Source organism: Flavobacterium hungaricum, from assembly GCF_015182285.1.
Taxonomy (GTDB): Bacteria; Bacteroidota; Bacteroidia; order Flavobacteriales; family Flavobacteriaceae; genus Flavobacterium; species Flavobacterium hungaricum.
In genome coordinates, this window is record NZ_PRDM01000006.1 from 172,024 (window position 1) to 196,901 (window position 24,878).

Sequence of the window (24,878 nt, forward strand, 5' to 3'; positions counted from 1 at the left end):
TTTAAATAATAATCGGAATTGGTTTTTTGTTGCGAATTGCGGTACGAACCAGAACGACACCGCTTGTTATGATCAACGGAAGCATAATAAAGAAATGCGCTTTGTTAATCAAAAATAAAAAGTAGGCGATTAAAAAAACAAAATGTATCAGCGAGAATCGATAAGTCCATTTTTTGTTTTTTAGGATTGAAAATAAAACTAAGAACAACAAAAACGGACTGAATAATAGAACATTATAATTCATCTCTAATTCTAGGTGATACGAATAAAATCCCATCACAACAAAAAAGATTCCCATTAAACCTAAAATCACGAAATAGATTTTGTCAAGAGTTTTATTTTTTGCAAAAACCACAAGAAGTAAAAGGATGATATAACTGTAGATGTTATTCCACCAAGATTTCGGAGTTTCTTTTGCAAATTCAATTAAGGTTTTACTTGAAGAAACCAATGATTGATTTTGAAATTTCGTTTTTTCTAAGCTGTTCTTTAACTCGAACGGCAGAAAAATGGTGTTTCCCGGCTGATCTACTTTTGTTCCAAAAATAATGCTGGTCCCTAACTGATCGTAAAAATGGCCATCGAAGTAAGGAAACAAAATCGATCGGTAAGAAATAGTAGTGTCGCCTTTTTTTGTAATTACATTTCCTCCCAATGATTTATTGATTACCTCAACAACCATAGAAGTACAGTTTCTGTCAATAAATTTATAAGTATAATAGCGTTCTTCAGAAAACAACGCTTTGTTTAAGTTGTCAAATATTTTTTGTTTAGAAGCTAAAGAGATCTGTAATTCCTGCTCATAAACACTTCTTTTTTCCTCGTTATATTCTGCAATGAAATCTGGGAAAGGATGAGTGATAATAAAATATTGCAAATCACCTTTAGCAAATTTGGCAACAAAATTGGGCGTTCTAAAATCAAAAGCTCCGTAATTGTAAACCAAGTCAATATTATTTGCAGAATCAGAAACTCGAATGGCAGTGTGCCCAAAATAAGAATAAGTTTCATTTCCCAATCCGCAGGTTAAGACACTTATTTTTGCGTCTTTAGACAACGGCAGACTCTGGCTGAAACCAATAAAACTAGTTAAGGATACTAAAATAAAAAGAGCTTTTTTGAAAAGGAACTTTTTCATGTTTTTAATTTTTTTAGAATTTATTGATTTCGCGATACTATCTAAAGATACCTAAATCTACTTTTAAAGAAAAAATATTCGAGTAAAGAGCTGTACTCTGATTTCCTAAATCCGTCAGTGCATAATCTACCTGAATCCCTTTATACCTAAAACCCAATCCGATATTAGGCTGGAAATTCAATTTTTCAGTGTTGTCGAGTTGAGTTACATTCTGAAAATTTCCTGCACCGGCTCTCAAGAAAACAAGATCTGTATAACCGAATTCAAAACCTACAGCAGGATCAATACTGACTGCTTTTGTTGAAATAATATCGTTTGTCTGCTCAAATCGCATGTTTAAATTGGCAGAAGTTACCAAACTGTAATCATTGTGAAAATCAAATCTTTTTGAAACTCCTAATTGCGCTTTTGGCAAAGTAATCTCGGTACTTTCTGGCAGTTCGTTATTTTCTCCCGGAATAGCATTAGCGATTTTCTCGTACTCTTTTTCGTCGATATTCCAGATATTATAAGTTGTGGTAATATCGCGAAGCATCAAACCAAATTTCCAATCGTTTCTTTCAAATTGAAGTCCAATGTCGAAACCGAATCCCCAAGAATTGGCAAATTTACCGATTATTCTTCGGATAACTTTAGCATTTACTCCATATTGAAAACCGTCTACAGGAAGTTTTCTGGCATACGAAAATGTAAAACCATAATCGGCAGTAGAAAACAAACGAATTCGGTTGTAATCAATATTTCCTTGACTGTCGATTAATTGTGTGGTGTCCATAATATCATCAACACCAAAACGAATCATCGAAATTCCCCAAGCACTTCTATCATCAATCGGACTTGCGTAGCCAATGTAATCGTATTGGGCAATATTGGCAAAATAACTAGCATGCATTAAAGCAATTTGATGATCTTCGAGATTAGTTAAGCCAGCTGGATTCCAGTAAACTGCATTTACATCATTGGTAGATGCCGTTACAGCGCTCGCCATACCGAGAGCAGCAGCATCAACGCCAATATTCATAAATTCATTCGAGTATTTTCGAACAGTTTGTGCATATTGGAACGTAAAACTCCAAAACAATAAAAATGCAAAGATTTTCTTCAAGATATAGTTTTTTGCAGATCGAGGCCTGCTTTTATTTTTTTTCAAAAATATAATATTTTGCGCATGTAAATGATTCCTTTTCAGAAATATTCTAAAACGAAGACTTCAAAATAAAAAACTCTTTCAAAAACTCGTTTTGCATGTAGTTATTATGCTAAATTTGTTCTCTGCCATTATCAAAATTTTAAAACATGAATATTAAAAAACACATTCCCAACATAATTACATTAATTAACCTTTTCTGCGGTTGTGCAGCAATTGTATTTGTTTCGCAAGAAGATTATTTAATGGCCTTTTACATGGTTGGTTTAGGAATCTTTTTTGATTTTTTTGATGGTTTTTTTGCCCGTTTATTCAAAGTATCCGGTGAGCTTGGGTTACAATTAGATTCTTTGGCAGATATGGTTACCAGCGGCGTGACTCCAGGTTATGTTATGTATACGATGTTTGCAAACAGCGGACACGAATTAGGAACAAATCCAGCGATTCCGTTTTTAGGATTTATTATTACTTTAGGCTCTTGTTACCGACTGGCTAATTTTAATATCGATACACGTCAGACCGATTCTTTTATTGGGCTGCCAACACCCGCAAATGCTTTATTTGTTTTAAGCCTTCCGTTGGTTATTAAGTTTTCAGACTCTTTAATGATGCTGGAAATTTTAACCAATCAATGGGTTTTATTAGTCATAACATTATGCAGTGCCTATATTTTGAATGCAGAAATTCCGTTGTTCGCGTTAAAAATTAAGAAATTCAGCTTAAAAGAAAATGCACTTCAAATATTCTTTTTGGCAGTTTGTATTGTAATGATTGTCTTTCTTCAATACATTGCAATTCCGTTAATTATCGTTTTTTATGTGTTACTGTCAATTATTAATAATTTGTTCTTGAAAAAGTAGTTTTATTTCAATGGCAAGAAAAACGACTTACCGTAAAACAACTTCAAGAAAATCAAACTCAGGAAGATCATTTTTGGGCCGGGTTTTTCAGAGGTTATCATTACTTTTTTTCGCTGTATTGTTTATTGCGTTGATCTATCATTATCGCAAAGGTTTGGCATACTATTTAGGTTTTAAAACAGAAAAGACTCTAGACGAAGATGCAGTTGATAAACACTTATCAGATGTTCGAAATATTCGAGTTCTCGAAAATCATAAAGGAAAAGTAATCGGAATCGATGTATCGGAGTTTCAGGGAAAAGTCGATTGGGATGAGGTTGAAGTTCTGGACGAAAAATATCCCGTTCAATTTGTCTTTATTCGTGCAACCGCTGGAAATGACAGAGTCGATCGTCAGTTTAAAAGAAATTGGGAAGGAGCCAAAGAAGAAAAAATTATGCGCGGCGCCTATCATTATTATCGTCCAAACGAAAATTCTTTGGAGCAGGCTGCACTTTTTATTAAAACCGTAAAGCTGGAAAAAGGAGATCTTCCGCCGGTATTGGATATCGAAAAACTACCTAAAAATCAATCTTTGGATAGTTTAAAAGTAGGTTTGAAGCGTTGGTTAACCAAGGTAGAAAAACATTATCAGGTTCGCCCGATTATTTATTCGGGAGAAAGATATTATTCTGATTTTTTGAAAGAAGAGTTCAGTGAATATCTCTTCTGGATTGCCAACTACAATTTCTATAGAGAAAAAATTGAAGACGACTGGCTGTTTTGGCAGTTTACAGAAAAAGCTTCTTTGCCGGGGATCGAACATCGTGTTGATGTTAATATCTATAACGGAGATTTACAACAATTGCAGTTTATTACGGTCGAGTAGAAAGTGTTCAGTGTTCAGTCTTTTAGTATTCAGTTTCAAACTAATCACTAAAAGACTGAACACTAAAAAACTGAACAATGATTACTTTTTTAGAATTCCAGTTTTTCAAACGGATCACTAAAAGACTAAATACTGATTACTTATCTTAAAATTCCGTTTTTCAAACGGATCACTAAAAGACTAAATACTGATTACTTATCTTAAAATTCCGTTTTTCAAACTGATGACTAAAAGACTAAATACTGATTACTTATCTTAAAATTCCATTTTTCAAACTGATCACTAAAAAACTGAACACTGATTATTTTTTTTAGAATTCCAATTTCTTCTTACGAAGCTCGAAGTTTTGTCCAAGATAAACACGGCGAACCATTTCATCTTCAACCAATTCTTCTGGAATTCCGGCTTTAAGAATTCCTCCTTCGAACATTAAGTATGTTTTGTCGGTAATCGCTAATGTTTCCTGAACGTTGTGATCGGTAATCAGAATTCCAATGTTTTTATTTTTTAGCTGGGCTACAATTCGCTGAATATCTTCAACTGCAACCGGGTCAACTCCCGCGAAAGGCTCATCCAATAAAATAAATTTTGGATCAGTCGCCAATGCGCGAGCAATTTCGGTACGACGGCGTTCTCCTCCAGAAAGTAAATCACCTCGGTTAGTGCGAATATGTTCTAAACTGAATTCTTCGATTAAACTTTCCATTTTAGCAATTTGAGCCTCTTTAGAAAGGTTTGTTAATTGTAAAACGCTTAGAATATTATCTTCAATGCTTAGTTTTCTAAAAACAGAAGCCTCTTGTGCCAGATATCCAATTCCTTGTTGTGCACGTTTGTACATTGGATAATCGGTAATGTTCAAATCGTCAAGATAAATATTTCCTTGATTTGGTTTTACCAATCCTACGATCATGTAAAAAGAAGTTGTTTTTCCAGCACCATTTGGTCCCAAAAGTCCCACGATTTCTCCTTGGTTTACCTCAACAGAAATTCCTTTTACAACGCTTCGTCCTTTATAGGTTTTTATTAAATTATCAGCTCTTAGCTTCATTTAGTTCAATTAGATAATTAGATAATTAGAAAATGAGATAATTGAAAAACTAACTCAAATTCAATTTTATAATTTGATATGAAAGGCAAAATAAATGTAAAATAATCAATCCGATGAATCAATTAACAAATTATTGCATTTTCAAAATTTAGAATTTGTATTTCAGAATTAAATAATTAGATCATTTCAAGAAATTATCTAATCATCAAATTGGTACATTTCCTAATTGCCATTCTCTTCAAGAGCTTCCCAGAATTCGTAAGCTCTTCTTAAGTGTGGTACTACAATGGTACCGCCGACAAGAGTTGCAATTCCCATTGCCTCCATCATTTCTTCTTTAGTAACGCCTTCTTTATAGCTGGTTTCTAAATGATATTTTACGCAGTCATCACAACGCAATACAGCAGAAGCAACCAAACCTAAAAGTTCTTTTGTTTTTACATCAAGAGCGCCTGCAGCATATGCATTGGTGTCAAGATTAAAAATTCGCTTTACAATTTTGTTATTGTCAGCTAGTAATTTTTCGTTCATTTTAGAACGATAGTCGTTAAATTCTTGAACGATATCAGACATTTTCTTTTAATTTATTTTTATAGACAATTTTCGAAATCAAGATGCTTATTTCGTAGATAATCAACATTGGTATTGCTACAATGGTCTGACTTACAACATCTGGAGGTGTTACAATAGCGGCAACAATTAAAATAATTACAACCGCATATTTCCAATACTTTCTTAAAAATTCAGGAGTAACCAGTCCCAGTTTAGTTAAGAAATAGATAATAATCGGAAGCTCGAAGAATAAACCACTGGCCAGAACACTCGTTTTAACCATTCCCATGTAAGACTCAATGGTAAACTGATTTACCACTACTTTACTCACAGAGAAAGTAGCGACAAAATTTACCGACATCGGAATCACGACAAAATACCCGAATATTACTCCTAAAAAGAAAAGCAGTGAAGAAGAAAAAATAAACAACTTTGCGTTTTTACGTTCTTTCTCGTACAAAGCCGGGCTTATAAACTTCCATATTTCATATAAAATATAAGGGAAACTGGTAATAAATCCGACTAGGATACACATCCAGACGAAAATATTAACCTGACCTTCCATCTCTGTATTCTGAATAATAAAGTTCAATTCGGTGATGCAGATACTGTCAGCAAAACCCAATTGGTGCGATAGATCGCAAAACCAAACATAGGTAAAAAATGAAGGTTTTGTTGGAGCTAGTATTATTTCATCAAATAAATAATCACTAAAAAAATACGTCACAATTCCCATTACGATAACTGCAACTGTGCTTCTGACCAAAAGCCATCTTAATTCTTCAAGATGGTCTAAAAATGACATCTCGCCAAGGTTTTTCTTTGCCATTATATGATTCCTTCTTTTAAAATGTCATGTAAGTGTAAAACGCCTTTGTATGTTCCTTCATCAGAAACAATTAACTGTGTGATAGAGTAATCTTCTAAAATGTTCAGCGCATCAACCGCCATTGTTTCAGAAGAAACCATTTTTGGATTTTTAGTCATAATATCTTTAGCTGTTAAGTCGGCAATAGAATCTCTGTCGTTCAGCATTCTTCGGATATCTCCATCGGTAATAATTCCGATAATTTTTTCATCTTCAAGAACAGCCGTTACGCCCAATCTTTTCTCAGAGATTTCAAATATGGCTTTTTTGATAGAAGTGTCTGCTGTTACCATTGGTTTTAGAGAATGCTCGATCATGTCTTTTACGCGGAGCAGTAATTTTTTGCCCAATGCGCCTCCTGGGTGATACACCGCAAAATCTTCGGGTTTAAAATCACGCATTTCCATAAGGCATACCGCTAGAGCATCGCCCATTACAAGCTGCGCGGTTGTACTGTTTGTAGGTGCCAGATTGATCGGGCATGCCTCCATGTCAACAGTAGTATTTAAAACATAATCAGAACCTTTTGCTAAAAAGGAAGTTACGTTTCCTGTAATTGCAATCAAAGTATTCCCGAATCTTTTTAATAACGGAACCAAAACTTTAATTTCAGGACTGTTACCGCTTTTTGAAATACAGATAATAATATCATCATTTTGGATCATTCCTAAATCGCCGTGAATTGCTTCTGAAGCGTGAAGGAACATGGATGGAGTGCCGGTAGAGTTAAAAGTAGCAACCATTTTTTGAGCAATGATGGCGCTTTTTCCGATTCCGGTAACGATCAGCCGCCCTTTTGTTTCGTAAATCCGCTGAACTGCTTCGTAGAAATTTTCGTCCAGAAAATCAATTAATTTTGTAATTGCTTCACTTTCAGATAATATTGTTTTTTTGGCTATCGCCAATATATTTTCTTTTGTAATCAAAACAGAATATTTAAAATTTGTATGTATAAAAGAAAGTTGTATCTTTATGTGTTGCAAATTTATACAAATTACCATTAATATAAAGAATGAATTCAAACGAAATTGAAATACATAAAGAATTAAAGAAGTATTTCGGCTTTAGCCAATTTAAGGGCTTGCAAGAGCAAGTCATTACGAGTATTTTAGGTAAGACAAATACTTTCGTAATTATGCCTACTGGTGGTGGAAAGTCTCTTTGTTATCAATTACCCGCTTTAATTCAGGATGGAACAGCAATTGTTGTTTCTCCATTGATTGCTTTGATGAAAAATCAAGTTGATGCGATTCGAAGCCTTTCTTCAGAAAATGGAGTTGCGCATGTGTTGAATTCCTCTCTTACGAAAACAGAAATTGCTCAGGTAAAAAAAGATATTACTTCTGGATTGACAAAGCTTTTATATGTTGCTCCCGAATCTTTAACAAAAGAAGAGTATGTCGCTTTTTTGCAAAGTGTGCCAATTTCGTTTGTGGCTATTGACGAAGCGCATTGTATCTCAGAATGGGGGCATGATTTTAGGCCCGAGTATCGTAATCTGAGACATATTATTAAACAGCTGGGCAAAGTGCCCATTATTGGTCTTACTGCAACGGCTACTCCAAAAGTTCAGGAAGATATTCTTAAAAACCTGGACATGTCAGATGCTAATACTTTCAAGGCATCTTTTAACAGGCCTAATTTGTATTACGAAGTTCGTACCAAAACTAAAAATATAGAATCGGATATTATTCGATTCATCAAACAGCATAAAGGAAAATCTGGAATCATTTACTGTCTTAGCCGTAAAAAAGTAGAATCTATTGCTGAGGTTTTACAGGTTAACGGAATCAGTGCTGTTCCTTATCACGCAGGTTTAGATGCTAAAACCCGCGCCAAACATCAGGACATGTTTTTGATGGAAGATGTTGATGTCGTTGTGGCAACAATCGCTTTCGGAATGGGAATTGACAAACCGGATGTTCGATTTGTAATTCACCACGATATTCCAAAATCATTAGAAAGTTATTATCAGGAAACCGGACGTGCCGGCCGTGATGGAGGAGAAGGACATTGTCTGGCTTACTATTCTTATAAGGATGTAGAAAAGCTGGAGAAATTTATGTCTGGAAAACCAGTTGCTGAACAAGAAATTGGATTTGCTCTTTTACAGGAAGTAGTGGCTTACGCCGAAACCTCAATGTCGCGCAGAAAATTCCTGCTGCATTATTTTGGTGAAGAATTTGACAGCGAAACAGGCGAAGGTGCTGATATGGATGACAACGTGCGTAATCCGAAAAATAAGATCGAAGCCAAAGATCAAGTTGTTAAATTGCTTGAAGTCGTTCGTGATACCAAACATATTTACAAATCAAAAGAAATTGTATTTACCTTAATAGGTCGCGTTAATGCGGTTATTAAAGCGCATAAAACAGATACACAGCCTTACTTTGGTTCAGGATCTGATCATGACGAAAAATATTGGATGGCACTCTTAAGACAAGTCTTAGTTTCTAGTTATTTGTCTAAAGATATTGAGACTTACGGAATTATTAAAATTACAGACAAAGGATTGGATTATATTAAAAATCCAGTTTCTTTTATGATGTCCGAAGACCACGAATACAGTGAAGCAGACGACGAAGCAATTGTTACAGGCTCTAAGGCTTCTGGTACTGCCGATGAAGTTCTGACAGGAATGCTTCGTGAACTTCGTAAAAAAGTAGCTAAAAAATTAGGTGTTCCTCCATTTGTAGTTTTTCAAGATCCTTCTCTTGAAGACATGGCGCTTAAATATCCTATTACAATTGCCGAACTGTATAATATTCACGGTGTAGGTGAAGGAAAAGCTAAAAAATACGGAAGCGAATTTGTTGCCTTAATAAGTCGATATGTAGAAGATAACGACATTATTCGTCCAGACGATCTAGTTGTAAAATCTACAGGAGTCAATTCTGCAAACAAATTATACATCATTCAGAATATAGATAGAAAACTTTCTTTAAAAGATATCGCTTCTGCGAAAGGACTTTCGATGGATGCTTTAATAAAAGAAATGGAACAAATTGTTTATTCTGGCACCAAGTTGAATATCAAATATTGGATCGATGATATGCTTGACGACGATCAGCAGGAAGAAATTCATGATTACTTTATGGAATCAGAATCAGATAAAATCGAAGATGCGCTTAAAGAATTCGACGGCGATTATGATATCGATGAACTGCGTTTGATGCGTATCAAGTTTATTAGTGAAGTTGCTAACTAGTTATAAGTTAAATGTGAGATGTAAAATGTATTTTTCGATACAAACATCTCACATTTTTCATTTCACATCTTACTCAGAATAAACTTCCCCGCGATGCGGTTTCAGGGCATCTCTTACTTGAATCATATTTTCATCGGTTACCACCATAAATGCTGTGGCGTGCATATCATTTAGAATATTAAAACCAGTAATATTTAAAGGTAATTTTTCTATAGCGATATATTCTTTCAAATGAATCTCGTGATGTTCGGCTGTTTTCGCAGAAGCCGGACCACGAAAATCCCAAATCAATTTTATTTTTCTAGACATTTTTTTTAAAGGTGCAAAGGTTCAGAGAGGCAAAGGTACAAAGTCTATTTTTAAAAAAAAGGTACTGAGGTTCTGAGATGCTAAGGTTCTAAGTTTTTTTCTGTAGAGACACACTGCAGTGCGTCTATCTTTTCTTCAAAGAAGTCTTTTTAATCCAAAGTAATCTGTGGCTTAAAATGAATATTAAAGATTTTACGAAAAAGAGAAAAGCTGCTATATAATTAACCGCAAAGTGCGCTAAGATTTTTTAAAGGTACGGTTTTATAAAAATACAAAGTTCGCAAAGCTTTGTGTCGATCTAGCTTTGCGAACTTTGTGTTTTCGATCCGTAAAGTAAAATTAAATCTTAGCGTACTTTGCGGTTAATTATATAAAGTCAGTTCAAAATAGTATTTTTGCATCTTCTTTTCATAGAAAGAAAAGCTAATAGAATAAATAAGATACAATGCCAAGAGAACTTTTACTTCAGGTAACGCCAGAAATTGCTGCAAACGAATCACTTTTAAGAGACCATTTGTCTAAACAAATTAAAGTTTCTGTAAAAGAAATACAGCATGTTTCTATTTTGAAACGCTCTATAGATGCGCGTCAAAAGGCAATTAAAATCAATTTGAAAGTTCTTATTTATTTACAAGGCGAACCTTTTCAGGAAACTAAAATTGAGCTGCCTTTGTATAGAGATGTTTCTAAAGCACAGGAAGTAATTGTAGTTGGGGCAGGTCCGGCTGGGCTTTTTGCGGCTTTGCAATTAATTGAATTAGGACTGAAACCAATTGTACTGGAACGCGGAAAAGACGTTCGCGGACGTCGACGCGATTTGAAAGCAATTAATAGAGAGCATATCGTTAACGAAGACTCTAACTATTGTTTTGGCGAAGGCGGCGCGGGAACATACTCAGACGGAAAATTGTATACCCGTTCTAAAAAACGTGGTGATGTAACCCGAATTTTAGAGCTTTTGGTTGCTTTTGGAGCTTCAGAAGATATTTTGATTGAAGCGCATCCGCATATTGGAACCAATAAACTGCCTAAAATTATTGAAGACATTCGAAACAAAATTATCGAGTTTGGCGGTCAGGTTTTGTTTGATACCAGAGTTACAGATATTTTAGTAAAAAACAATGAAGTCGATGGCGTCGTAACGCAAAACGGAGATACCATCAATGCTAATAAACTGATTTTGGCAACGGGACATTCGGCTCGCGATATTTTTGAATTATTAGATAAAAAGAAAATTTTTATAGAAGCAAAACCTTTTGCTTTAGGAGTTCGTGCAGAGCATTCTCAGGAATTAATAGACAGTATTCAATACAGTTGCGATTACAGAGGCGAACATTTACCTCCAGCACCGTATTCTATTGTAAAACAAGTTAACGGCCGCGGCATGTATTCTTTTTGCATGTGTCCGGGTGGTGTGATTGCGCCTTGTGCAACAAGTCCGGGAGAAGTGGTTACCAACGGATGGTCGCCGTCTAAACGTGATCAGGCAACGGCAAATTCTGGAATTGTAATTGAATTAAAACTGGAAGATTTTAAGCCTTTTGCAAAATTTGGTGCTTTGGCCGGAATGGAATTCCAAAAAAGTATCGAACAAAAAGCATGGCATTTGGCGGGGCAGACTCAAAAAGTTCCGGCACAAAGAATGATTGATTTTACACAAAATAAAGTTTCAGCAGATATTCCGAAAACGTCATATGTTCCGGGTACGACTTCTGTAGAAATGGGGCAGGTTTTTCCGGGATTTTTATCGCAGATCTTACGCGAAGGTTTTAAAGAATTCGGAAAATCAATGCGCGGTTATTTAACCAATGAAGCTATTTTGCATGCTCCAGAAAGCAGAACTTCGTCACCGGTTAGAATTCCGAGAGATTCCATGACTTTAGAGCATTTGCAGATTAAAGGATTGTATCCTTGCGGAGAAGGTGCAGGTTATGCCGGCGGAATCATTTCTGCAGCAATCGATGGCGAAAAATGTGCCTTGATGATCGCGGAATCCTTGAAATAATTGGGATTCGCATTTTTTGTGTAGTAAAAGATTTGTTATCTTAGTATTCTAATTCTAATAGAATATTCCCCAAAGATGACCATACAAGAAATAGAAACAAAATACGGATTTAGTTATCCGCTTTTATACAAACAATTAGATGCCGATAGTATGCTGGATGTCGGCGAATACGGGCCAAATTGGTATACAGAAGTGTATCCAACCTTAAAAAATAACCCGCCTTTATTACTGCATTCTTATGATTTTGAATCTTTGAATTTGAAATCTGTTGCCCAGGAAATTGAAGATTTAAGAGATCCTGAAGATTATCGCAATATAAATCCCGAATTTAGGTTTATTCCATTTGCAAAAAGCGGCGGCGGCGATCATTATTGTTTTTTCTTAAACGAAGAAAATAATGGAGATGTACCGATCGTATTTGTCTGGCATGATATGAATGAAGTGGATTATCTGGCAAAAAACCTGCAGGATTTTATCTTTAAAGTCTTATTGATCGATATGTCCAAAAAAGATATTTACAACGAACTTAGCGACGAAGAGTTTCGAAGCGATATCGAATCGGTTTTTAGATCTCATAAGAAATATTTAACCACGCGTCAAAATGAAATTTTGGAAGAAATTTTGACCCGCGAAATTATTGATTATGAAATAAATGTTTCGCCAAAAATAAAAGAATCCGCAAGAGGATTGTTGACCGATCACGAGTTAGAATCCATTGTTAACGAAGTGATTCTTTTTGATAAAATGAATAAAAGTTTTAAATATTCAAATGAATAATACTCCACTCTAAACGCCACTTACATGAAAAACTTTTTTTCAAATTTATTCAACAGAAATAATGATCCTGAGTCTATAATCTCGTTTGATGTTATCGATCCGATTTATTCGTATTTATATAACGAACAGGGAAGTTTTGAGTTCAAAGTAAAAGGGATTCAGGAAAATGTGACTGTTAATTTATTTTATTTCCCAGGTTCTTTTGACCACGATGAAGGGCACGCTGAAATTAAAAAAGCGGGGTTTAAGAATTCGTATGAAGTCTTAAATGAACTTTATAAAAAGATTAATATCGGTCCTGTTCCAGAAGAAAATATTCAAGAAGGACTAGAGTATGATTTTATTCATATTCAGTTTTATTCTGCTCCAAGTGCCGAAGTGAAAAAATATTTTAAACGGGTTCTCAATAACTTTATAATCTTTTTTTGTGCTACGAACAGTTTAGAAACAAACGATTTCAGGATTTTGTATTCCAGCACGCATTTTACAGACTACACCAAAGGATTATTAGATACAGAATATCTCGATTTTACCAATCCAAAAAACGAAACTCAGGAAATTGGCATTAAAGATTTTAAATTGGTGCTGCAGGGAATCTGTCAGTATTTGAATATTGAAATTCCTACAACAGTAGCACTTCCTTCTGCAGAAAATCTGATTGAAGAAGAAACAATTACTGAAGCGACTTTTGAAGAGTTTATTCAGTTGGTTTCTAGAGGAAATATCGAAGAAAAAGAACTTAAAAAACAATCTAAAAAATTGTTCAAGGATTTCAAGAAAGAGACCAAAGAATATTACGATAAAGTAGAAGGTCATTTTGCCTTTTTTGAAACGATAGATGCTTGGAACAGCGATTGGAAATTTGACCCCGAAGATGCAGAATATTTTATATCTGAAATGATAGGCGAGGATTTAAACTTCGAATATCCTGAAGAAACCTACAGCCATGATTTGTTTCCGTACATTCAATCGGCATTAGAAAAACATGATCTTGAATTAATGACATACGATACTTACGGCGATAATTATTTGTTTTTTGTAGCTAATAAAGATGACGTAGGCAGAATTTTAGAATTGTCTCAATTGACTAAGATTGAAATAAACCAGTTGTAGTTACTATTTGTCATACTGACGAAGGAAGGATCACATAAGAAATTCGACAAAGATTATGACAGTCAGTGTAGAGTTCCTAGTGGAATCTTTCCTTCGTCAGTGTGACAAGATTGTGAAAAACTGAGACTGAAAACTAAATATCAAGGAATCAAAATAATCTTCCCTGTACTTTTTCGGCTTTCGAGATAATCGTGAGCCAGTTTTCCTTCTGATAATTTGAAAGATGTTGGCGGTGAAAGCTTTAATTTTCCTTCGATAATCCAATTGAATAGTTGACTGGCTCTCTTGATTCTTTCTTCTTTAGAATTTAAATAACTCCATAAATCGCCTCCGGTTAAGGTTTTCGAGCCGTCCATCAGCATTCTCGGATCTACAAGTGCGGGATCACCGCCTGCCATTCCGAAGAAAACAACCTGACCGCATTCTTTGGTAACTTCAAAACTTTCTGCCAAAGTGCTTCCGATACTATCGTAAACTACATCAACACCTTTGGGTATTATTTTAAAAAGTTCCGATTTCCAATCGTCATTGTATAATAAAACGTGATCGGCACCTTGTTCGATTGCGGCTTTTGCTTTTTCTGCAGATGAGGTTAAGCCAATTACTTTTGCGCCCAAAGATTTACTGATTTGTGTTAGAAACTGACCAACTCCGCCAGCGGCAGCGTGAATTAAAACCGTTTCGCCTGCTGTTGTTTTGTGACTGTCTGTGGCTAAATAATGTGCTGTTAAACCCTGCAGTAGAATTGAAGCTGCGGTCTCAAAAGAAATAGCATCTGGCAAAGGTAAAACGTGGTTTACATTTACGGCAACTAACTCCGCATTGGCAAAAGGAACATCCGCGAAGGCAATACGATCTCCAATTTTAAACTCAGAATTGGTATTGGCGTCAATAACAATTCCGGCGCCTTCGTAACCGGCAATAAAAGGCGGATTTCCTTTAAGATGATAATTTCCTTTTCGACGGTAAACATCGGCAAAATTCAAACCGATCGCTTTCATTTCGACTAAAATTTCGTCGGGTTTTAATTCGGGATTCGGGATTTCTATATATTCTAAAACATCAGAATTTCCAAAAGTAGAAAAAGTAAGTGCTTTCATTTTGAATTACATTAAGGGATGCAAAATAAGTAAAAATTGAAGTTGGTAAATATTCATGTGAATAGGCTTTAACATAAAAGCCACCACAAAGTAACATAATTTAGTTTTCCATCTTTAAAATAAAATAGAAAAGCATCGTCAGTTACTTTGTCCAAATAAAATCTAAACCGTACTTCATTCTCATTTTCTGTTTTTTCCATTTCTGCATTCGGAAACTTCTTTCTGAATTCTTTTAATGTGGTGTTTTTATCTAATGTTATGTTGTGCGAAATAATTTTAAAAGAATTTTGATCTGCAAAACCGGTGTCAAACAATACAATATGGTTGTTGGTTGCAAACTGGATATTTTGGGTATAAATGGTTGTAATCTCTCCATTAAATGTTTTAAACGTTCCCATGTCAGAAGTTTTCTGGCCATAAGTTTTAATCATCCATTTTTCATCCAGCCACTCAAAGGGACTGCCGCATTCCCAGATCTGCGTTTTGGTCGAATCAATTTTAGTGTAAATAGATTCAAATTCCTGTTTTGATACGATTACTTTGTTTCCATTGATTAAGATATTTTCTTTTTCAATAAATTTTGAATCATAAACCGACTTGTCGTCCGGTTTCTTTTTTGTTTCTACTACTGCGCTAGTGTCTTTGGTAATTGTTTTTGCAGCTTCTTTTACTTTTTCGTTGCGGCTGTTGCACGCTATTAGCAATGTAAAGAATAACAGCAATGAATATCGTTTCGTTTTCATTCTCCTGAATTGATTTTTTATTTTTTACTAGTTTATTTTCTTAATCAACAACTTCAAATTTAAATTTTTTTGTGTCGCAGCTCATTTCAGATACTCGCTTTTTACGATCTAGTTTGAGATTTGTTTTAGAAGGAGTAAAGCCGGAAATAACTTCACTTTCGTCATAGAAATAATTTTTGTCTTTGGCATATCTATAATGTCCCGAAAGCAGCTTGAAAGTCTTAGGATCTGCGTTGTTGATTTTCGAAAGCTGCATACCGCCGCTCGTAGGTCTATAGAAATAAACATAGTTTTGGTCTTTTGCATACCAGCCGTCAAGCGGTCGAAAAGTGATTGGGTCTATTTGTTGAAAAAGAGATCCGTTGAAATAAGTAAAATCTGTCAGTTTGTTTTTTATTTCTTTTGCGGCGATTGTTTTTTCGTAAAGATGTCCGGTTTCACTTCTATAAAACTGATTTTTGATATGCGTCAGTTTTATGCTGTCTTTTAGGTCAAACTGCATGGGACATTTGCAAAGTTTGGAACCACTCTCTGAATAAACATTATGTGTGCTATTCTGCTTTTTATTTTGGGATTGACTATTGCAAACGGTCAAAAAACAGAATAGAAATCCGAAAGATAAAATAGTTTTAAGTCTGGTCATATTTGTTTTGGAGTGTTACTATTATATTCACAGGACTTTTTATCCCTGAAAATCACCGCAGTCATGTTCCTCAAACTTATCAAGCATTTGATGTGTTGTGTAATATTTTGAAATTCTCAGATCTTTAATTTTAGTAGTATCTCCTGTAATCTTCAATTCGTAAACAGGTGCTTTATCAATTTTTGTTAATGTGAAATTATTGCGCTTGGTTTTAAATTGTACTACGTTATCAGATTCCGAAAATTCGATAATTTCATCCTCCTGAGTTACTTGGTCATTACAGACATTAGTCATTTTAATCTGTTTCTTTGTTATCGATAAAACTGCCAGATCGCAGGCGTAACAATTGCCGGTAAACTCTATCCCATATTTTTTAAATACATTTTTGCTTTGCGGTTTAAGAAGTTCTATTGCAGATAATTCTTCTAAATCCTTATTTTGATTTTGCTGTTCTGTAATAGTAGCAGCTGGTTCTGATACAGTTTTTTCGGTTTTTGAGACCGTATCTTTCTCTTTAGTATTCTCAATTTCGGACTTCGTATTTTGATTGCATGCGGCAAAAAGCAAGGACAGTACAATCAATTTAAAAAATGTTTTCATTGTTTGATTTAGTATTTAGGCGAATATTCAAATTATATTTTTGGAAATTTCATGTCATTAAAAGTGCTCTTTTGCTTCGCTAAAGCTTCTACTTCCTGCCATTTTCTTGGAGATGCTGCCGAAAGATTTTCGAAGGAATCTTTTTGGATCAAAATATCGTCTTCGATACGCACGCCTATATTCCACCATTTTTTATCGCAATTACTGTTTGCCGGAATATAAATGCCGGGTTCAACAGTAATAATCATGTTTTCTTTTAATTTACTCATATAGTTTCCCTTGTCATGAACATCTAATCCAAGAAAATGGGAGCAGCTGTGCGGATAATATTTGCTTACTTCTTTTGCATTTGTAATAATGCCAAGTTTGATCAATCCGTTTGCGATTACTTCTTTTGCCTTTTTGTTTATGTCTTGAAAAGGCGTTCCTTCTTTACAAAGTTTAAAAACTTCTTCCTGCGCATCATAAACGATTTGATAAATGGCTTTTTGTTCTTCAGAAAATTTTCCGTTAGCCGGAACTGTTCTGGTTACATCGGCAGAATAACCGTGATATTCTGAGCCAACATCCATCAATAATAATTGGTTGTCCATTTTCGAGGCATTGTTTTCTCCATAGTGTAAAATACAGCCGTTTGCACCAGCGCCTACAATTGGCGGATAGCCCTCGTCTTCGGCACCATAATGTCTGTGAATATAAGCGTGAATTCCGTCAGCTTCATTTTCGCTCATGTTGGGACCGACAGCTTTCATAACTTCATTGTGTGCAATGCAGGAAAGCGTTACTGTTTTGCGCATCAAAACCATTTCTTCCGGCGTTTTTATTTCGCGCAGGTCAGTAGTGATTTTGATAAACAGATCAACAGCAGTTTTATCTTCCTGAATAATGCCGGCTTTTGCCTTAAAAGTTTGAAGTAGGGCATGAAGATGACCTGGGTTATTGTTTCCAGAAAGATCTGTTGGAATTTTATCGTAAATTAGTTTACTGAATTTTTTAAAATCAATTGCAAAACTGCTAAAGCCTTTTCCGTTGTACACAGCTGTAAAACCAAGTTTTGCTTTGACACCTTCGACACCCAATCGTCTTCCGGTCCAGGTTTCTTGTGCTGCATTTCTTTCTCTCACAAAAAGAACTTCATTATATGTGTCATTTCCTGTTGTTTGGCTTTCTTTAAAAAGAACTAAAACCGCATCAGGCTCTTTATATCCTGTTAAATAATACAGATCAGGATTTGCGTGATAGTTGTAGTTGATGTCTTGCGAAAAAACTCTTTCTGGATACGAAAAAACGACCGCAACAGAATTAGGAGGCATAAGGTTTCTAAAAGCTTCGCGGCGTCCTTTGTGGAATTCTTTAGTAAGGTAATCCGTTGGTAAGTTTTCTTGTGCCTCAATCGGAGCGATTGTAAACAAGAAGGCAAACAATAATAGGAATTGTTTCATTTTGTTTGTTTTTGGTGATGATTTTTGTTTTTTGATCACTGCAAAGTACAAAAAAAATGAAAGCGTATTTTGTTCTTTAATGGTTTGATTGGTAGAATAGTAAAGAAAAAGCTGTAACTTAGAGTTAGAAAATAAGGGTTAGAAATGAAAATTTAACGCTTAAAATCTGTAATAAGGGCATGAATATTGAAAGAATGTTTTTGATCTTCAAAAAACAAATTATAGTAATCTTTAAAAAGAACTTTTATGAAAAAATACACACTTGCATTTCTTTCTGTTTTAACTTTATTATTTGCTTCCTGTAAAACGTCGCAAGAAACCAAAAGTTCAGGAAATCTTTACGGTACCACTTGGGAGCTGGAATATATTTCGGGGCCAAGAATTGCTTTTGAGGGATTGTATCCAAATAAAAAACCACAGATCACTTTTGATCAAAAAGAAAAACAAGTTTATGGTAATAACGGATGCAACGGTTACAGAGCACCTTACACTTTAAACGAAAATTTATTGACTTTTGGAGAACCAGGTCCTGCAACCATGATGTTTTGTGAGGGTGGAGGAGAAGAGCAGTTTTTACAGCAAATGAAAAAAATTACAAGCTACGAAATTGATAAAGACGGAAAATTAAATCTGATTCAGGGCGATGTGCCGATGATGCGCTTTAAAAAAATAGCAAAACAATAGTTTTGTATTTCGGATTAAAAACAAAGGCAGCTGAAATTATTCAGCTGCCTTTTGTTTTACATGCACTTTATTAAAGCGTCTTATTTCTTTTTCAGTTTATCTTTAAAAACCTTTTCAAATTTCTCCAATTTCGGCTGAATCACCATTTTGCAATACGGCTGGTTTTTATTGTTTGCATAATAATTTTGATGATCGTCTTCGGCTTTGTAAAATGCTTTAAAAGGTTCAACTTTTGTCACAATCGGGCTGTTGTACACTTTTGCTTTATTCAATTCTGCAATAATGCTTTGAGCTGCTTTTTTCTGTTCTTCATTTTTGTAAAAAATTACCGAACGGTATTGCGTCCCCACATCTGCGCCTTGTCTGTTTAAAGTTGTCGGATCGTGAACGGTAAAGAATACTTTAAAGATTTCATTAATATTGGTTATAGTTTTATCATAAGTAATCTGAACCACTTCTGCATGACCTGTTGTTCCTGTACAAACTTCTTCGTAAGAAGGATTAGCAATTTTTCCGCCAGAAAAACCAGAAACAACCGATTTGACACCGTCCAGATTTTCATAAACTGCTTCAACACACCAATAACAGCCGCCGCCGAGTGTAATGGTTTCGAGATTTGATTTTTTATTTTGCGAAATGCCCTTTAGCGAAAGCGCCAAAAAACATATTAAGAGTATATTTTTCATAAGGAGATTTTTTTTTATTTAGAATCAGGAATAAAATCAAGCGCAATCGAATTCATGCAGTAGCGTTTTCCCGTTGGTTCAGGACCATCATCAAAGATATGTCCCAAATGACCGCCGCAACGGCCGCAAAGCGTTTCGGTACGCTCCATCCCAATTGAGTTATCCTCTTTAAAAACAATGCTGTTTTTATTGTTTTGTTCAAAGAAACTAGGCCATCCGCAGCTGCTGGCAAATTTTGCTGTAGAACGAAAAAGTTTATTCCCGCAAGAAGCACAGTAATATGTTCCTTTTTCATTAGTATTCCAGTATTTACCAGTAAAAGGTCTTTCGGTATCTGCTTCACGCATTACGGCATAAACGTCTTCGGGTAATACTTTTTTCCATTCCGCATCACTTACATTTAGTTTTGTAGTATCGGTATTCGAATAATAAGGATTCCCGGGTTTTTCTATTTGACTGGCAGTGATGGATTTTTTTTCGGTTTTATTTTTCGTAGTCTGAGCGCATGCCTGAAACATAAAAAAAGAAAATAAAACAAAAAGACTGTAGACTTGAGATCGGAGTTTGAGTGGCATAATTATTCAGTTTTTTAACTTCTTGATTCAAAGATACAACGAGATTGAGCGCGAAATATCAAATTAGAAACAATTCAGATTTTTTTAAGTGTGTTTTAACTTTTTATTAGTTACGTAAAATTGCGCATTGTAGTTTTTATGTCTTAATTTTAACGGCTTTTAAAAATTAAAAGAAATTAGCATATTGTAAATCAATAAAATAAAGATTGGTTTCAATGCTAAGAACAGTACAAAGCTGGTTTGGATTTTCATGCCATTTCTTTTTTCGTATTTTTGCTTGATTAATAAGCCTTATGATAGAAGAAAACGTAATATTAGTAAACCAAAATGATGAGCAGATTGGTTTGATGCCAAAGCTGGAAGCGCATGAAAAAGCACTTTTGCACCGCGCTTTTTCAGTTTTTGTTTTAAACGATCAGAATGAAATTATGCTGCAGCAAAGAGCGCATCAAAAATATCACTCGCCGCTGCTTTGGACCAATACCTGCTGCAGCCACCAGCGCGAAGGCGAAAGCAATATTGAGGCTGGAAGCAGAAGATTATTTGAAGAAATGGGTTTTAAAACAGATTTGAAAGAACTGTTTCATTTTATTTATAAAGCACCATTTGATAATGGTTTGACCGAGCACGAATTGGATCATGTGATGATTGGTTATTTTAATGAAAATCCGAACATCAATACAGAAGAGGTTGAAGATTGGAAATGGATGAAAATAGAAGATGTAAAATCAGACATAGAAAAACAGCCCGAAATATATACCGTTTGGTTTAAAATTATTTTTGACGAATTCTATCATTATTTAGAAGATCATAAGCTTTAACCAGACTAACCAAACAAACCTAAATGAGAGTAACCATATCAAGAAAAGCACATTTTAATGCTGCTCATCGACTACATAGAAAAGATTGGTCATTTGAAAAAAACGATGCTGTTTTTGGAAAATGCAACAATGCCAATTTTCACGGTCATAATTATGGTTTAACAGTAAGTGTTACAGGAAAAATTGACCCCGAAACTGGTTTTGTCCTCGATGTGAAAGTATTAGCGGATATTATACGAGAAGAAGTAGAAATTCCGTTTGATCACAAAAATCTGAATCTGGATGTTCCAGAATTTCAAGATTTAAATCCAACCGCAGAAAATATTGCTGTTGTGATATGGAATAAAATTAAAAAAAGAATTCAGTCCGATTTTGATTTAGAAATTGTACTGCATGAAACGGATCGCAATTTTGTAACTTATAAAGGAGAATAAAAAATGTCATTAAAAATAGGAGATATAGTTCCGAATTTTACTGCAAAAGACAATCACGGAGAAATTTTTGAAAGCAAGAATGTTTTAGGAAGAAAACCATTGGTGATTTATTTTTATCCAAAAGATAATACACCAGGTTGTACTACTGAAGCCTGCAGTTTTAGAGACCAATACGAAGATTTTAAAGATTTAGGAGCCGAGGTAATCGGGATTAGCAGCGACAGTGTTAAGTCGCATAATAAATTTGCCAATAAACTCAATCTGCCCTTTATTTTATTGTCTGACCAGGACAAAAGATTAAGACAGCTTTTTGGTGTTAAAAATAATTTGTTTGGACTTCTGCCGGGAAGAGTAACGTATGTTATAGACCGAAATGGAGTTGTTATTTATATTTTTGATAGTATAAATGCGGCAAAACATATTCCTAAAGCCCTCGAAATAATAAAAGAATTAGTACTGTAGATTCAAAAAACAGTATTAATCATTCATTAAATTAATGTAGATATTAGCCTTAAAATTAAAATATGAAACCAGAATTTTACCCTTTACAATTTGAGCCAATTCTAAAAGAAAGAATTTGGGGAGGAGAAAAACTCAAAACATTGTTAAACAAACCAATCACCTCTAAAATTACTGGCGAAAGCTGGGAATTGTCTACCGTTGAGGGAGATGTGAGCGTGGTGGCAAATGGAGATTTCAAAGGAAAATCGTTAATGGAACTTATTAATGAAACACCAAATGAAATTTTAGGAACAAAAGTATACGAGCGTTTCGGAAAACAATTTCCGCTTCTTTTCAAATATCTAGATGCTAGAGAAGATCTTTCTATACAAGTGCATCCAAACGATAAACTGGCAAAAGAACGTCATAATTCTTTTGGGAAAACCGAAATGTGGTACGTAATGCAAGCCGATGCCGATGCTAGGATTATTGTTGGTTTTAAAGAGAATTCTAGTAAAGAAGAATATTTAAAACATTTAGAAGATAATACCTTAGTTTCTATTTTGGATGACGTAAAGGCAAAATCAGGAGATGTGTTCTTTCTAGAAACAGGAACAGTTCATGCCATTGGGGCGGGATTGGTTGTTGCCGAAATTCAGCAGACATCTGATATTACATATCGTCTTTATGATTTTGACCGTGTTGATGCGCAGGGAAATAAGCGTGAACTTCACGTTGATCTGGCTCTTGACGCTATTAACTATAATAAAGTAGATACTCAGAAAAAATACACATCAGAAATTAATTCTTCGAATACAGTTGTGGATTGTCCTTATTTTACAACCAATTTTGTACCGCTGGACGGAAAAATTGAAACGGTAAAATCTGGCGAGACATTTACTGTTTATATGTGTATCGAAGGAAGTTTTGAAATAGAATATAATGGTTTGAAACAAATCTATAAACAAGGAGATACTGTTTTGGTTCCTGCTGCGATAAATGCATTTGTTTTGAGCGGAAAAGCTTCAATTTTAGAAATTTACATTTCATAGCAGTAAATATAAAGATTATATGTACTTTTGCAGACGCAAATTAAAATAATAAAAAAAATGGCAAACGTTAAGAATTTAAAGAAAGACATCAACTTCGTATTAGGAGATATTATTGAGGCAGTTTACTTGTTTGAGATGTCAACAGAAGGAAATCCAACTCCAGAAACGAATGCTTTGATCGATGAAGCTATTGCTGCATTTGATACTTTGATCACAAAAGTAAACGCAAAGAACGTTGAAAACAAAAAAGCGCACTTTAAGCAAATTAATGTAGAGTTAGAACAAACTGCTAATCAATTGATTGAAAAAATCAACGCATTATAAGCAAAAAAAAGTATAAAAAAGTGCAAATTTATTTTGGAGAAACGAAAAACCGCTTTATATTTGCACCCGTAATGAGGCCGATGTAGCTCAGCTGGCTAGAGCAGCTGATTTGTAATCAGCAGGTCGTGGGTTCGAGTCCCTCTATCGGCTCAACGGAAACCATTCGCTTTTGCGAATGGTTTTTTACTTAAAAATGAAGGCAGGTTTGTTTTGAAACTTAAAAAATCAAACTAAAATCTGTAAAATAAAATACGCCGATGTAGCTCAGCTGGCTAGAGCAGCTGATTTGTAATCAGCAGGTCGTGGGTTCGAGTCCCTCTATCGGCTCCAAAAACCATCACAATTTGTGGTGGTTTTTTTATGTCCTAAAATTATATATAAAATTGAACCGCAAAGTCCGCAAAGTTTTTTTAAGCATTGCGGACTTTGCGCTTTTACCTTTGCACATTTTGCCGTTAAAGATAATTTGGCATTAAAAAAAAGATAACATTTAGTATCGTTTCAGTTTTAGGCTTCAAGTTTGAAATTTGAAAATTGGAATTTAAACAAAGTGAAATTTTTAGAATATTTTTCCTATGTTTGTTTTTTAACCAAAAACATAAACACCTAATGGAAGAAACATCAGTTTTCGAAAAATTTGATTTGCAGCTTGACCTTGCTGCAAAAGACTTTGTTAAAGAAATAGCAAAATGGGCTTATTTCTTGTCAATCCTCGGCTATGTAGGAATTGGTCTTTTATTAATTATTGCGGTTTTCGCAGGAACATTATTCTCAGCATTTGGAGGGGTATTTGGAGGAGGAATACAAGGAGGCAGTTTGGGCTTTATGATGGGTTTTATTTATTTTGCTATGGCGGCAATTTATTTCTTCCCAGTGTATTATTTGCATAAGTTTGCTTCAAATGCAAAAAAAGCGTTTAGAGAAAATGATTCTGAAGCGCTGACAACTTCATTTCAATATTTAAAATCACATTATAAATTTATCGGAATCTTTGTTTTGGTTCTTTTAGCTTTATATGGTTTGATAATTGTCTTTGCTGTTTTAGGCGGTTTATTTGGCAGATAATAAAATAATATAACGCAAGACTCCAAGTCCTGATATAATTTGTATCAGGGCTTTTTTTATGCGGTTAAATTTCAAATTAGATTATCCAAAACTAATAAAGCGCCAATGGAAGGAAAGTCAGTCTTGGGAACAGGAGAGCTGATGAATAATTTCGGAACTGCTTTGAATGTTTTTTATCTGATTCTGACGGGATATTTTTTTTCTGTATATTTTTTGTATAAGTTTGGTTATAATGCAAAAAAAGGATTAGAAAACAGCGATGCTTGAGGTATTGACAAATCTGTTGAGTTGTCTAAGGATGCATTATAAAAGCGGCAGTATAGTTATATTGTCATATTAATTTTTATTTGGCTGCTCTGGGTTGAGCTTTGT

28 protein-coding genes and 2 tRNA genes are annotated in these 24,878 nt (G+C 34.6%); 16 read left to right on the forward strand and 14 right to left on the reverse strand.

From position 1 onward, the window contains the following. Position 1: 1 nt before the first annotated feature. Both C4F50_RS22740 and C4F50_RS22745 read right to left on the reverse strand, forming a co-directional pair. Positions 2–1,138, reverse strand: a complete 1,137-nt coding sequence (locus C4F50_RS22740) for a lipoprotein N-acyltransferase Lnb domain-containing protein (protein ID WP_194140929.1) — start codon at positions 1,136–1,138, stop codon at positions 2–4. A gap of 37 nt (positions 1,139–1,175) precedes the next feature. Then, on the reverse strand, positions 1,176–2,243 hold the full coding sequence (locus C4F50_RS22745; protein ID WP_489114253.1) for a putative type IX sorting system protein PorV2: 1,068 nt from the start codon (positions 2,241–2,243) through the stop codon (positions 1,176–1,178). Between the two features lie 191 nt (positions 2,244–2,434). Here C4F50_RS22745 and C4F50_RS22750 point away from each other — a divergent pair, with 191 nt between their 5' ends. Then, positions 2,435–3,145, forward strand: coding sequence for a CDP-alcohol phosphatidyltransferase family protein (locus C4F50_RS22750; protein ID WP_194140930.1), 711 nt, complete (start codon positions 2,435–2,437; stop codon positions 3,143–3,145). A gap of 10 nt (positions 3,146–3,155) precedes the next feature. Beyond that, complete coding sequence (locus tag C4F50_RS22755) at positions 3,156–4,013, forward strand: glycoside hydrolase family 25 protein (protein ID WP_194140931.1); 858 nt, start codon at positions 3,156–3,158, stop codon at positions 4,011–4,013. Between the two features lie 310 nt (positions 4,014–4,323). On the opposite strand, the gene lptB is transcribed toward C4F50_RS22755, so the two are convergent. The 4 genes from lptB to C4F50_RS22775 form a co-directional block, all read right to left on the reverse strand. Further along, positions 4,324–5,064 (reverse strand): LPS export ABC transporter ATP-binding protein, encoded by a 741-nt coding sequence (gene lptB, locus C4F50_RS22760; RefSeq protein WP_194140932.1) that lies wholly within the window; start codon positions 5,062–5,064, stop codon positions 4,324–4,326. Between the two features lie 222 nt (positions 5,065–5,286). Beyond that, positions 5,287–5,637, reverse strand: a complete 351-nt coding sequence (locus C4F50_RS22765; protein ID WP_194140933.1) for a carboxymuconolactone decarboxylase family protein — start codon at positions 5,635–5,637, stop codon at positions 5,287–5,289. Continuing rightward, entirely contained in the window at positions 5,630–6,445 is an 816-nt protein-coding gene (gene tatC, locus C4F50_RS22770; RefSeq protein ID WP_194140934.1) for a twin-arginine translocase subunit TatC, read from the reverse strand. Before tatC ends, C4F50_RS22765 begins: the two co-directional genes overlap by 8 nt. Further along, entirely contained in the window at positions 6,445–7,410 is a 966-nt protein-coding gene (locus C4F50_RS22775) for a KpsF/GutQ family sugar-phosphate isomerase (RefSeq protein ID WP_194140935.1), read from the reverse strand. Before C4F50_RS22775 ends, tatC begins: the two co-directional genes overlap by 1 nt. An 86-nt stretch (positions 7,411–7,496) precedes the next feature. Between C4F50_RS22775 and recQ the strand changes: the two genes are divergently transcribed. Next, positions 7,497–9,692 (forward strand): DNA helicase RecQ, encoded by a 2,196-nt coding sequence (gene recQ / locus C4F50_RS22780; RefSeq protein WP_194140936.1) that lies wholly within the window; start codon positions 7,497–7,499, stop codon positions 9,690–9,692. A 69-nt stretch (positions 9,693–9,761) separates the two neighbouring features. On the opposite strand, the gene C4F50_RS22785 is transcribed toward recQ, so the two are convergent. Continuing rightward, positions 9,762–10,001, reverse strand: coding sequence for a hypothetical protein (locus tag C4F50_RS22785; RefSeq protein ID WP_194140937.1), 240 nt, complete (start codon positions 9,999–10,001; stop codon positions 9,762–9,764). 445 nt (positions 10,002–10,446) lie between these two features. Between C4F50_RS22785 and C4F50_RS22790 the strand changes: the two genes are divergently transcribed. The 3 genes from C4F50_RS22790 to C4F50_RS22800 all read left to right on the forward strand — a co-directional run bounded on the left by C4F50_RS22790 (position 10,447) and on the right by C4F50_RS22800 (position 13,896). Continuing rightward, the gene (locus C4F50_RS22790; protein ID WP_194140938.1) at positions 10,447–12,006 is read left to right on the forward strand and encodes an NAD(P)/FAD-dependent oxidoreductase; all 1,560 of its coding nucleotides are present in this window, start codon (positions 10,447–10,449) and stop codon (positions 12,004–12,006) included. A gap of 75 nt (positions 12,007–12,081) precedes the next feature. Next, positions 12,082–12,783 (forward strand): SMI1/KNR4 family protein, encoded by a 702-nt coding sequence (locus C4F50_RS22795; protein ID WP_194140939.1) that lies wholly within the window; start codon positions 12,082–12,084, stop codon positions 12,781–12,783. Between the two features lie 24 nt (positions 12,784–12,807). Next, the gene (locus C4F50_RS22800) at positions 12,808–13,896 is read left to right on the forward strand and encodes a DUF6630 family protein (protein WP_194140940.1); all 1,089 of its coding nucleotides are present in this window, start codon (positions 12,808–12,810) and stop codon (positions 13,894–13,896) included. A 140-nt stretch (positions 13,897–14,036) separates the two neighbouring features. Here C4F50_RS22800 and C4F50_RS22805 read toward each other — a convergent pair whose 3' ends face one another. The 5 genes from C4F50_RS22805 to C4F50_RS22825 all read right to left on the reverse strand — a co-directional run bounded on the left by C4F50_RS22805 (position 14,037) and on the right by C4F50_RS22825 (position 18,424). Further along, a complete protein-coding gene (locus tag C4F50_RS22805; protein WP_194140941.1) occupies positions 14,037–14,996 on the reverse strand; it encodes a quinone oxidoreductase family protein in 960 nt (319 codons plus the stop codon). Positions 14,997–15,064: 68 nt separating this feature from the next. Continuing rightward, complete coding sequence (locus C4F50_RS22810; protein WP_194140942.1) at positions 15,065–15,739, reverse strand: hypothetical protein; 675 nt, start codon at positions 15,737–15,739, stop codon at positions 15,065–15,067. A gap of 40 nt (positions 15,740–15,779) precedes the next feature. Next, positions 15,780–16,241 (reverse strand): DKNYY domain-containing protein, encoded by a 462-nt coding sequence (locus tag C4F50_RS22815; RefSeq protein ID WP_194140943.1) that lies wholly within the window; start codon positions 16,239–16,241, stop codon positions 15,780–15,782. Positions 16,242–16,421: 180 nt separating this feature from the next. Next, entirely contained in the window at positions 16,422–16,982 is a 561-nt protein-coding gene (locus C4F50_RS22820; protein ID WP_194140944.1) for a hypothetical protein, read from the reverse strand. Between the two features lie 32 nt (positions 16,983–17,014). Further along, positions 17,015–18,424, reverse strand: a complete 1,410-nt coding sequence (locus C4F50_RS22825; protein WP_194140945.1) for an aminopeptidase P N-terminal domain-containing protein — start codon at positions 18,422–18,424, stop codon at positions 17,015–17,017. Between the two features lie 246 nt (positions 18,425–18,670). Between C4F50_RS22825 and C4F50_RS22830 the strand changes: the two genes are divergently transcribed. After that, a complete protein-coding gene (locus C4F50_RS22830; protein WP_194140946.1) occupies positions 18,671–19,108 on the forward strand; it encodes an META domain-containing protein in 438 nt (145 codons plus the stop codon). Positions 19,109–19,188: 80 nt separating this feature from the next. Here C4F50_RS22830 and msrA read toward each other — a convergent pair whose 3' ends face one another. Both msrA and msrB read right to left on the reverse strand, forming a co-directional pair. Beyond that, on the reverse strand, positions 19,189–19,794 hold the full coding sequence (msrA, locus tag C4F50_RS22835) for a peptide-methionine (S)-S-oxide reductase MsrA (RefSeq protein ID WP_194140947.1): 606 nt from the start codon (positions 19,792–19,794) through the stop codon (positions 19,189–19,191). 14 nt (positions 19,795–19,808) lie between these two features. Then, positions 19,809–20,369, reverse strand: coding sequence for a peptide-methionine (R)-S-oxide reductase MsrB (msrB, locus tag C4F50_RS22840; protein ID WP_228012119.1), 561 nt, complete (start codon positions 20,367–20,369; stop codon positions 19,809–19,811). A gap of 293 nt (positions 20,370–20,662) precedes the next feature. On the opposite strand from msrB, the gene idi reads away from it, so the two are divergent. The 9 genes from idi (at position 20,663) to C4F50_RS22885 (ending at position 24,773) form a co-directional block, all read left to right on the forward strand. After that, positions 20,663–21,190 (forward strand): isopentenyl-diphosphate Delta-isomerase, encoded by a 528-nt coding sequence (idi, locus tag C4F50_RS22845; protein ID WP_194140948.1) that lies wholly within the window; start codon positions 20,663–20,665, stop codon positions 21,188–21,190. A 23-nt stretch (positions 21,191–21,213) separates the two neighbouring features. Then, a complete protein-coding gene (locus C4F50_RS22850) occupies positions 21,214–21,624 on the forward strand; it encodes a 6-carboxytetrahydropterin synthase (protein ID WP_194140949.1) in 411 nt (136 codons plus the stop codon). A 3-nt stretch (positions 21,625–21,627) separates the two neighbouring features. Beyond that, the gene (locus C4F50_RS22855) at positions 21,628–22,086 is read left to right on the forward strand and encodes a peroxiredoxin (RefSeq protein ID WP_194140950.1); all 459 of its coding nucleotides are present in this window, start codon (positions 21,628–21,630) and stop codon (positions 22,084–22,086) included. Between the two features lie 62 nt (positions 22,087–22,148). Continuing rightward, complete coding sequence (locus C4F50_RS22860; RefSeq protein WP_194140951.1) at positions 22,149–23,117, forward strand: type I phosphomannose isomerase catalytic subunit; 969 nt, start codon at positions 22,149–22,151, stop codon at positions 23,115–23,117. A 57-nt stretch (positions 23,118–23,174) separates the two neighbouring features. Then, positions 23,175–23,441 (forward strand): hypothetical protein, encoded by a 267-nt coding sequence (locus tag C4F50_RS22865; protein WP_194140952.1) that lies wholly within the window; start codon positions 23,175–23,177, stop codon positions 23,439–23,441. 76 nt (positions 23,442–23,517) lie between these two features. Next, positions 23,518–23,591: transfer RNA gene (locus C4F50_RS22870), tRNA-Thr, on the forward strand. Between the two features lie 103 nt (positions 23,592–23,694). Beyond that, positions 23,695–23,771, forward strand: a tRNA-Thr gene (locus C4F50_RS22875). Positions 23,772–24,050: 279 nt separating this feature from the next. Continuing rightward, positions 24,051–24,506, forward strand: a complete 456-nt coding sequence (locus C4F50_RS22880) for a DUF5362 family protein (RefSeq protein ID WP_194140953.1) — start codon at positions 24,051–24,053, stop codon at positions 24,504–24,506. 105 nt (positions 24,507–24,611) lie between these two features. Then, positions 24,612–24,773 (forward strand): hypothetical protein, encoded by a 162-nt coding sequence (locus C4F50_RS22885; protein ID WP_194140954.1) that lies wholly within the window; start codon positions 24,612–24,614, stop codon positions 24,771–24,773. Positions 24,774–24,878: the final 105 nt, after the last annotated feature.

What these genes read in the sequence shown, in the direction of transcription:
- C4F50_RS22820 (WP_194140944.1), bottom strand. Translation starts at nt 16,982, where the DNA reads ATGAAAACATTTTTTAAATTGATTGTACTGTCCTTGCTTTTTGCCGCA.
- msrB (WP_228012119.1), bottom strand. Translation starts at nt 20,369, where the DNA reads ATGCCACTCAAACTCCGATCTCAAGTCTACAGTCTTTTTGTTTTATTT.
- C4F50_RS22880 (WP_194140953.1), top strand. Translation starts at nt 24,051, where the DNA reads ATGGAAGAAACATCAGTTTTCGAAAAATTTGATTTGCAGCTTGACCTT.
- C4F50_RS22865 (WP_194140952.1), top strand. Translation starts at nt 23,175, where the DNA reads ATGGCAAACGTTAAGAATTTAAAGAAAGACATCAACTTCGTATTAGGA.
- C4F50_RS22805 (WP_194140941.1), bottom strand. Translation starts at nt 14,996, where the DNA reads ATGAAAGCACTTACTTTTTCTACTTTTGGAAATTCTGATGTTTTAGAA.
- C4F50_RS22855 (WP_194140950.1), top strand. Translation starts at nt 21,628, where the DNA reads ATGTCATTAAAAATAGGAGATATAGTTCCGAATTTTACTGCAAAAGAC.
- C4F50_RS22750 (WP_194140930.1), top strand. Translation starts at nt 2,435, where the DNA reads ATGAATATTAAAAAACACATTCCCAACATAATTACATTAATTAACCTT.
- tatC (WP_194140934.1), bottom strand. Translation starts at nt 6,445, where the DNA reads ATGGCAAAGAAAAACCTTGGCGAGATGTCATTTTTAGACCATCTTGAA.
- C4F50_RS22800 (WP_194140940.1), top strand. Translation starts at nt 12,808, where the DNA reads ATGAAAAACTTTTTTTCAAATTTATTCAACAGAAATAATGATCCTGAG.
- C4F50_RS22815 (WP_194140943.1), bottom strand. Translation starts at nt 16,241, where the DNA reads ATGCAGTTTGACCTAAAAGACAGCATAAAACTGACGCATATCAAAAAT.
- C4F50_RS22755 (WP_194140931.1), top strand. Translation starts at nt 3,156, where the DNA reads ATGGCAAGAAAAACGACTTACCGTAAAACAACTTCAAGAAAATCAAAC.
- C4F50_RS22785 (WP_194140937.1), bottom strand. Translation starts at nt 10,001, where the DNA reads ATGTCTAGAAAAATAAAATTGATTTGGGATTTTCGTGGTCCGGCTTCT.
- idi (WP_194140948.1), top strand. Translation starts at nt 20,663, where the DNA reads ATGATAGAAGAAAACGTAATATTAGTAAACCAAAATGATGAGCAGATT.
- C4F50_RS22810 (WP_194140942.1), bottom strand. Translation starts at nt 15,739, where the DNA reads ATGAAAACGAAACGATATTCATTGCTGTTATTCTTTACATTGCTAATA.
- C4F50_RS22825 (WP_194140945.1), bottom strand. Translation starts at nt 18,424, where the DNA reads ATGAAACAATTCCTATTATTGTTTGCCTTCTTGTTTACAATCGCTCCG.
- C4F50_RS22795 (WP_194140939.1), top strand. Translation starts at nt 12,082, where the DNA reads ATGACCATACAAGAAATAGAAACAAAATACGGATTTAGTTATCCGCTT.
- lptB (WP_194140932.1), bottom strand. Translation starts at nt 5,064, where the DNA reads ATGAAGCTAAGAGCTGATAATTTAATAAAAACCTATAAAGGACGAAGC.
- C4F50_RS22860 (WP_194140951.1), top strand. Translation starts at nt 22,149, where the DNA reads ATGAAACCAGAATTTTACCCTTTACAATTTGAGCCAATTCTAAAAGAA.
- C4F50_RS22850 (WP_194140949.1), top strand. Translation starts at nt 21,214, where the DNA reads ATGAGAGTAACCATATCAAGAAAAGCACATTTTAATGCTGCTCATCGA.
- msrA (WP_194140947.1), bottom strand. Translation starts at nt 19,794, where the DNA reads ATGAAAAATATACTCTTAATATGTTTTTTGGCGCTTTCGCTAAAGGGC.
- C4F50_RS22740 (WP_194140929.1), bottom strand. Translation starts at nt 1,138, where the DNA reads ATGAAAAAGTTCCTTTTCAAAAAAGCTCTTTTTATTTTAGTATCCTTA.
- C4F50_RS22830 (WP_194140946.1), top strand. Translation starts at nt 18,671, where the DNA reads ATGAAAAAATACACACTTGCATTTCTTTCTGTTTTAACTTTATTATTT.
- C4F50_RS22765 (WP_194140933.1), bottom strand. Translation starts at nt 5,637, where the DNA reads ATGTCTGATATCGTTCAAGAATTTAACGACTATCGTTCTAAAATGAAC.
- C4F50_RS22790 (WP_194140938.1), top strand. Translation starts at nt 10,447, where the DNA reads ATGCCAAGAGAACTTTTACTTCAGGTAACGCCAGAAATTGCTGCAAAC.
- C4F50_RS22885 (WP_194140954.1), top strand. Translation starts at nt 24,612, where the DNA reads ATGGAAGGAAAGTCAGTCTTGGGAACAGGAGAGCTGATGAATAATTTC.
- recQ (WP_194140936.1), top strand. Translation starts at nt 7,497, where the DNA reads ATGAATTCAAACGAAATTGAAATACATAAAGAATTAAAGAAGTATTTC.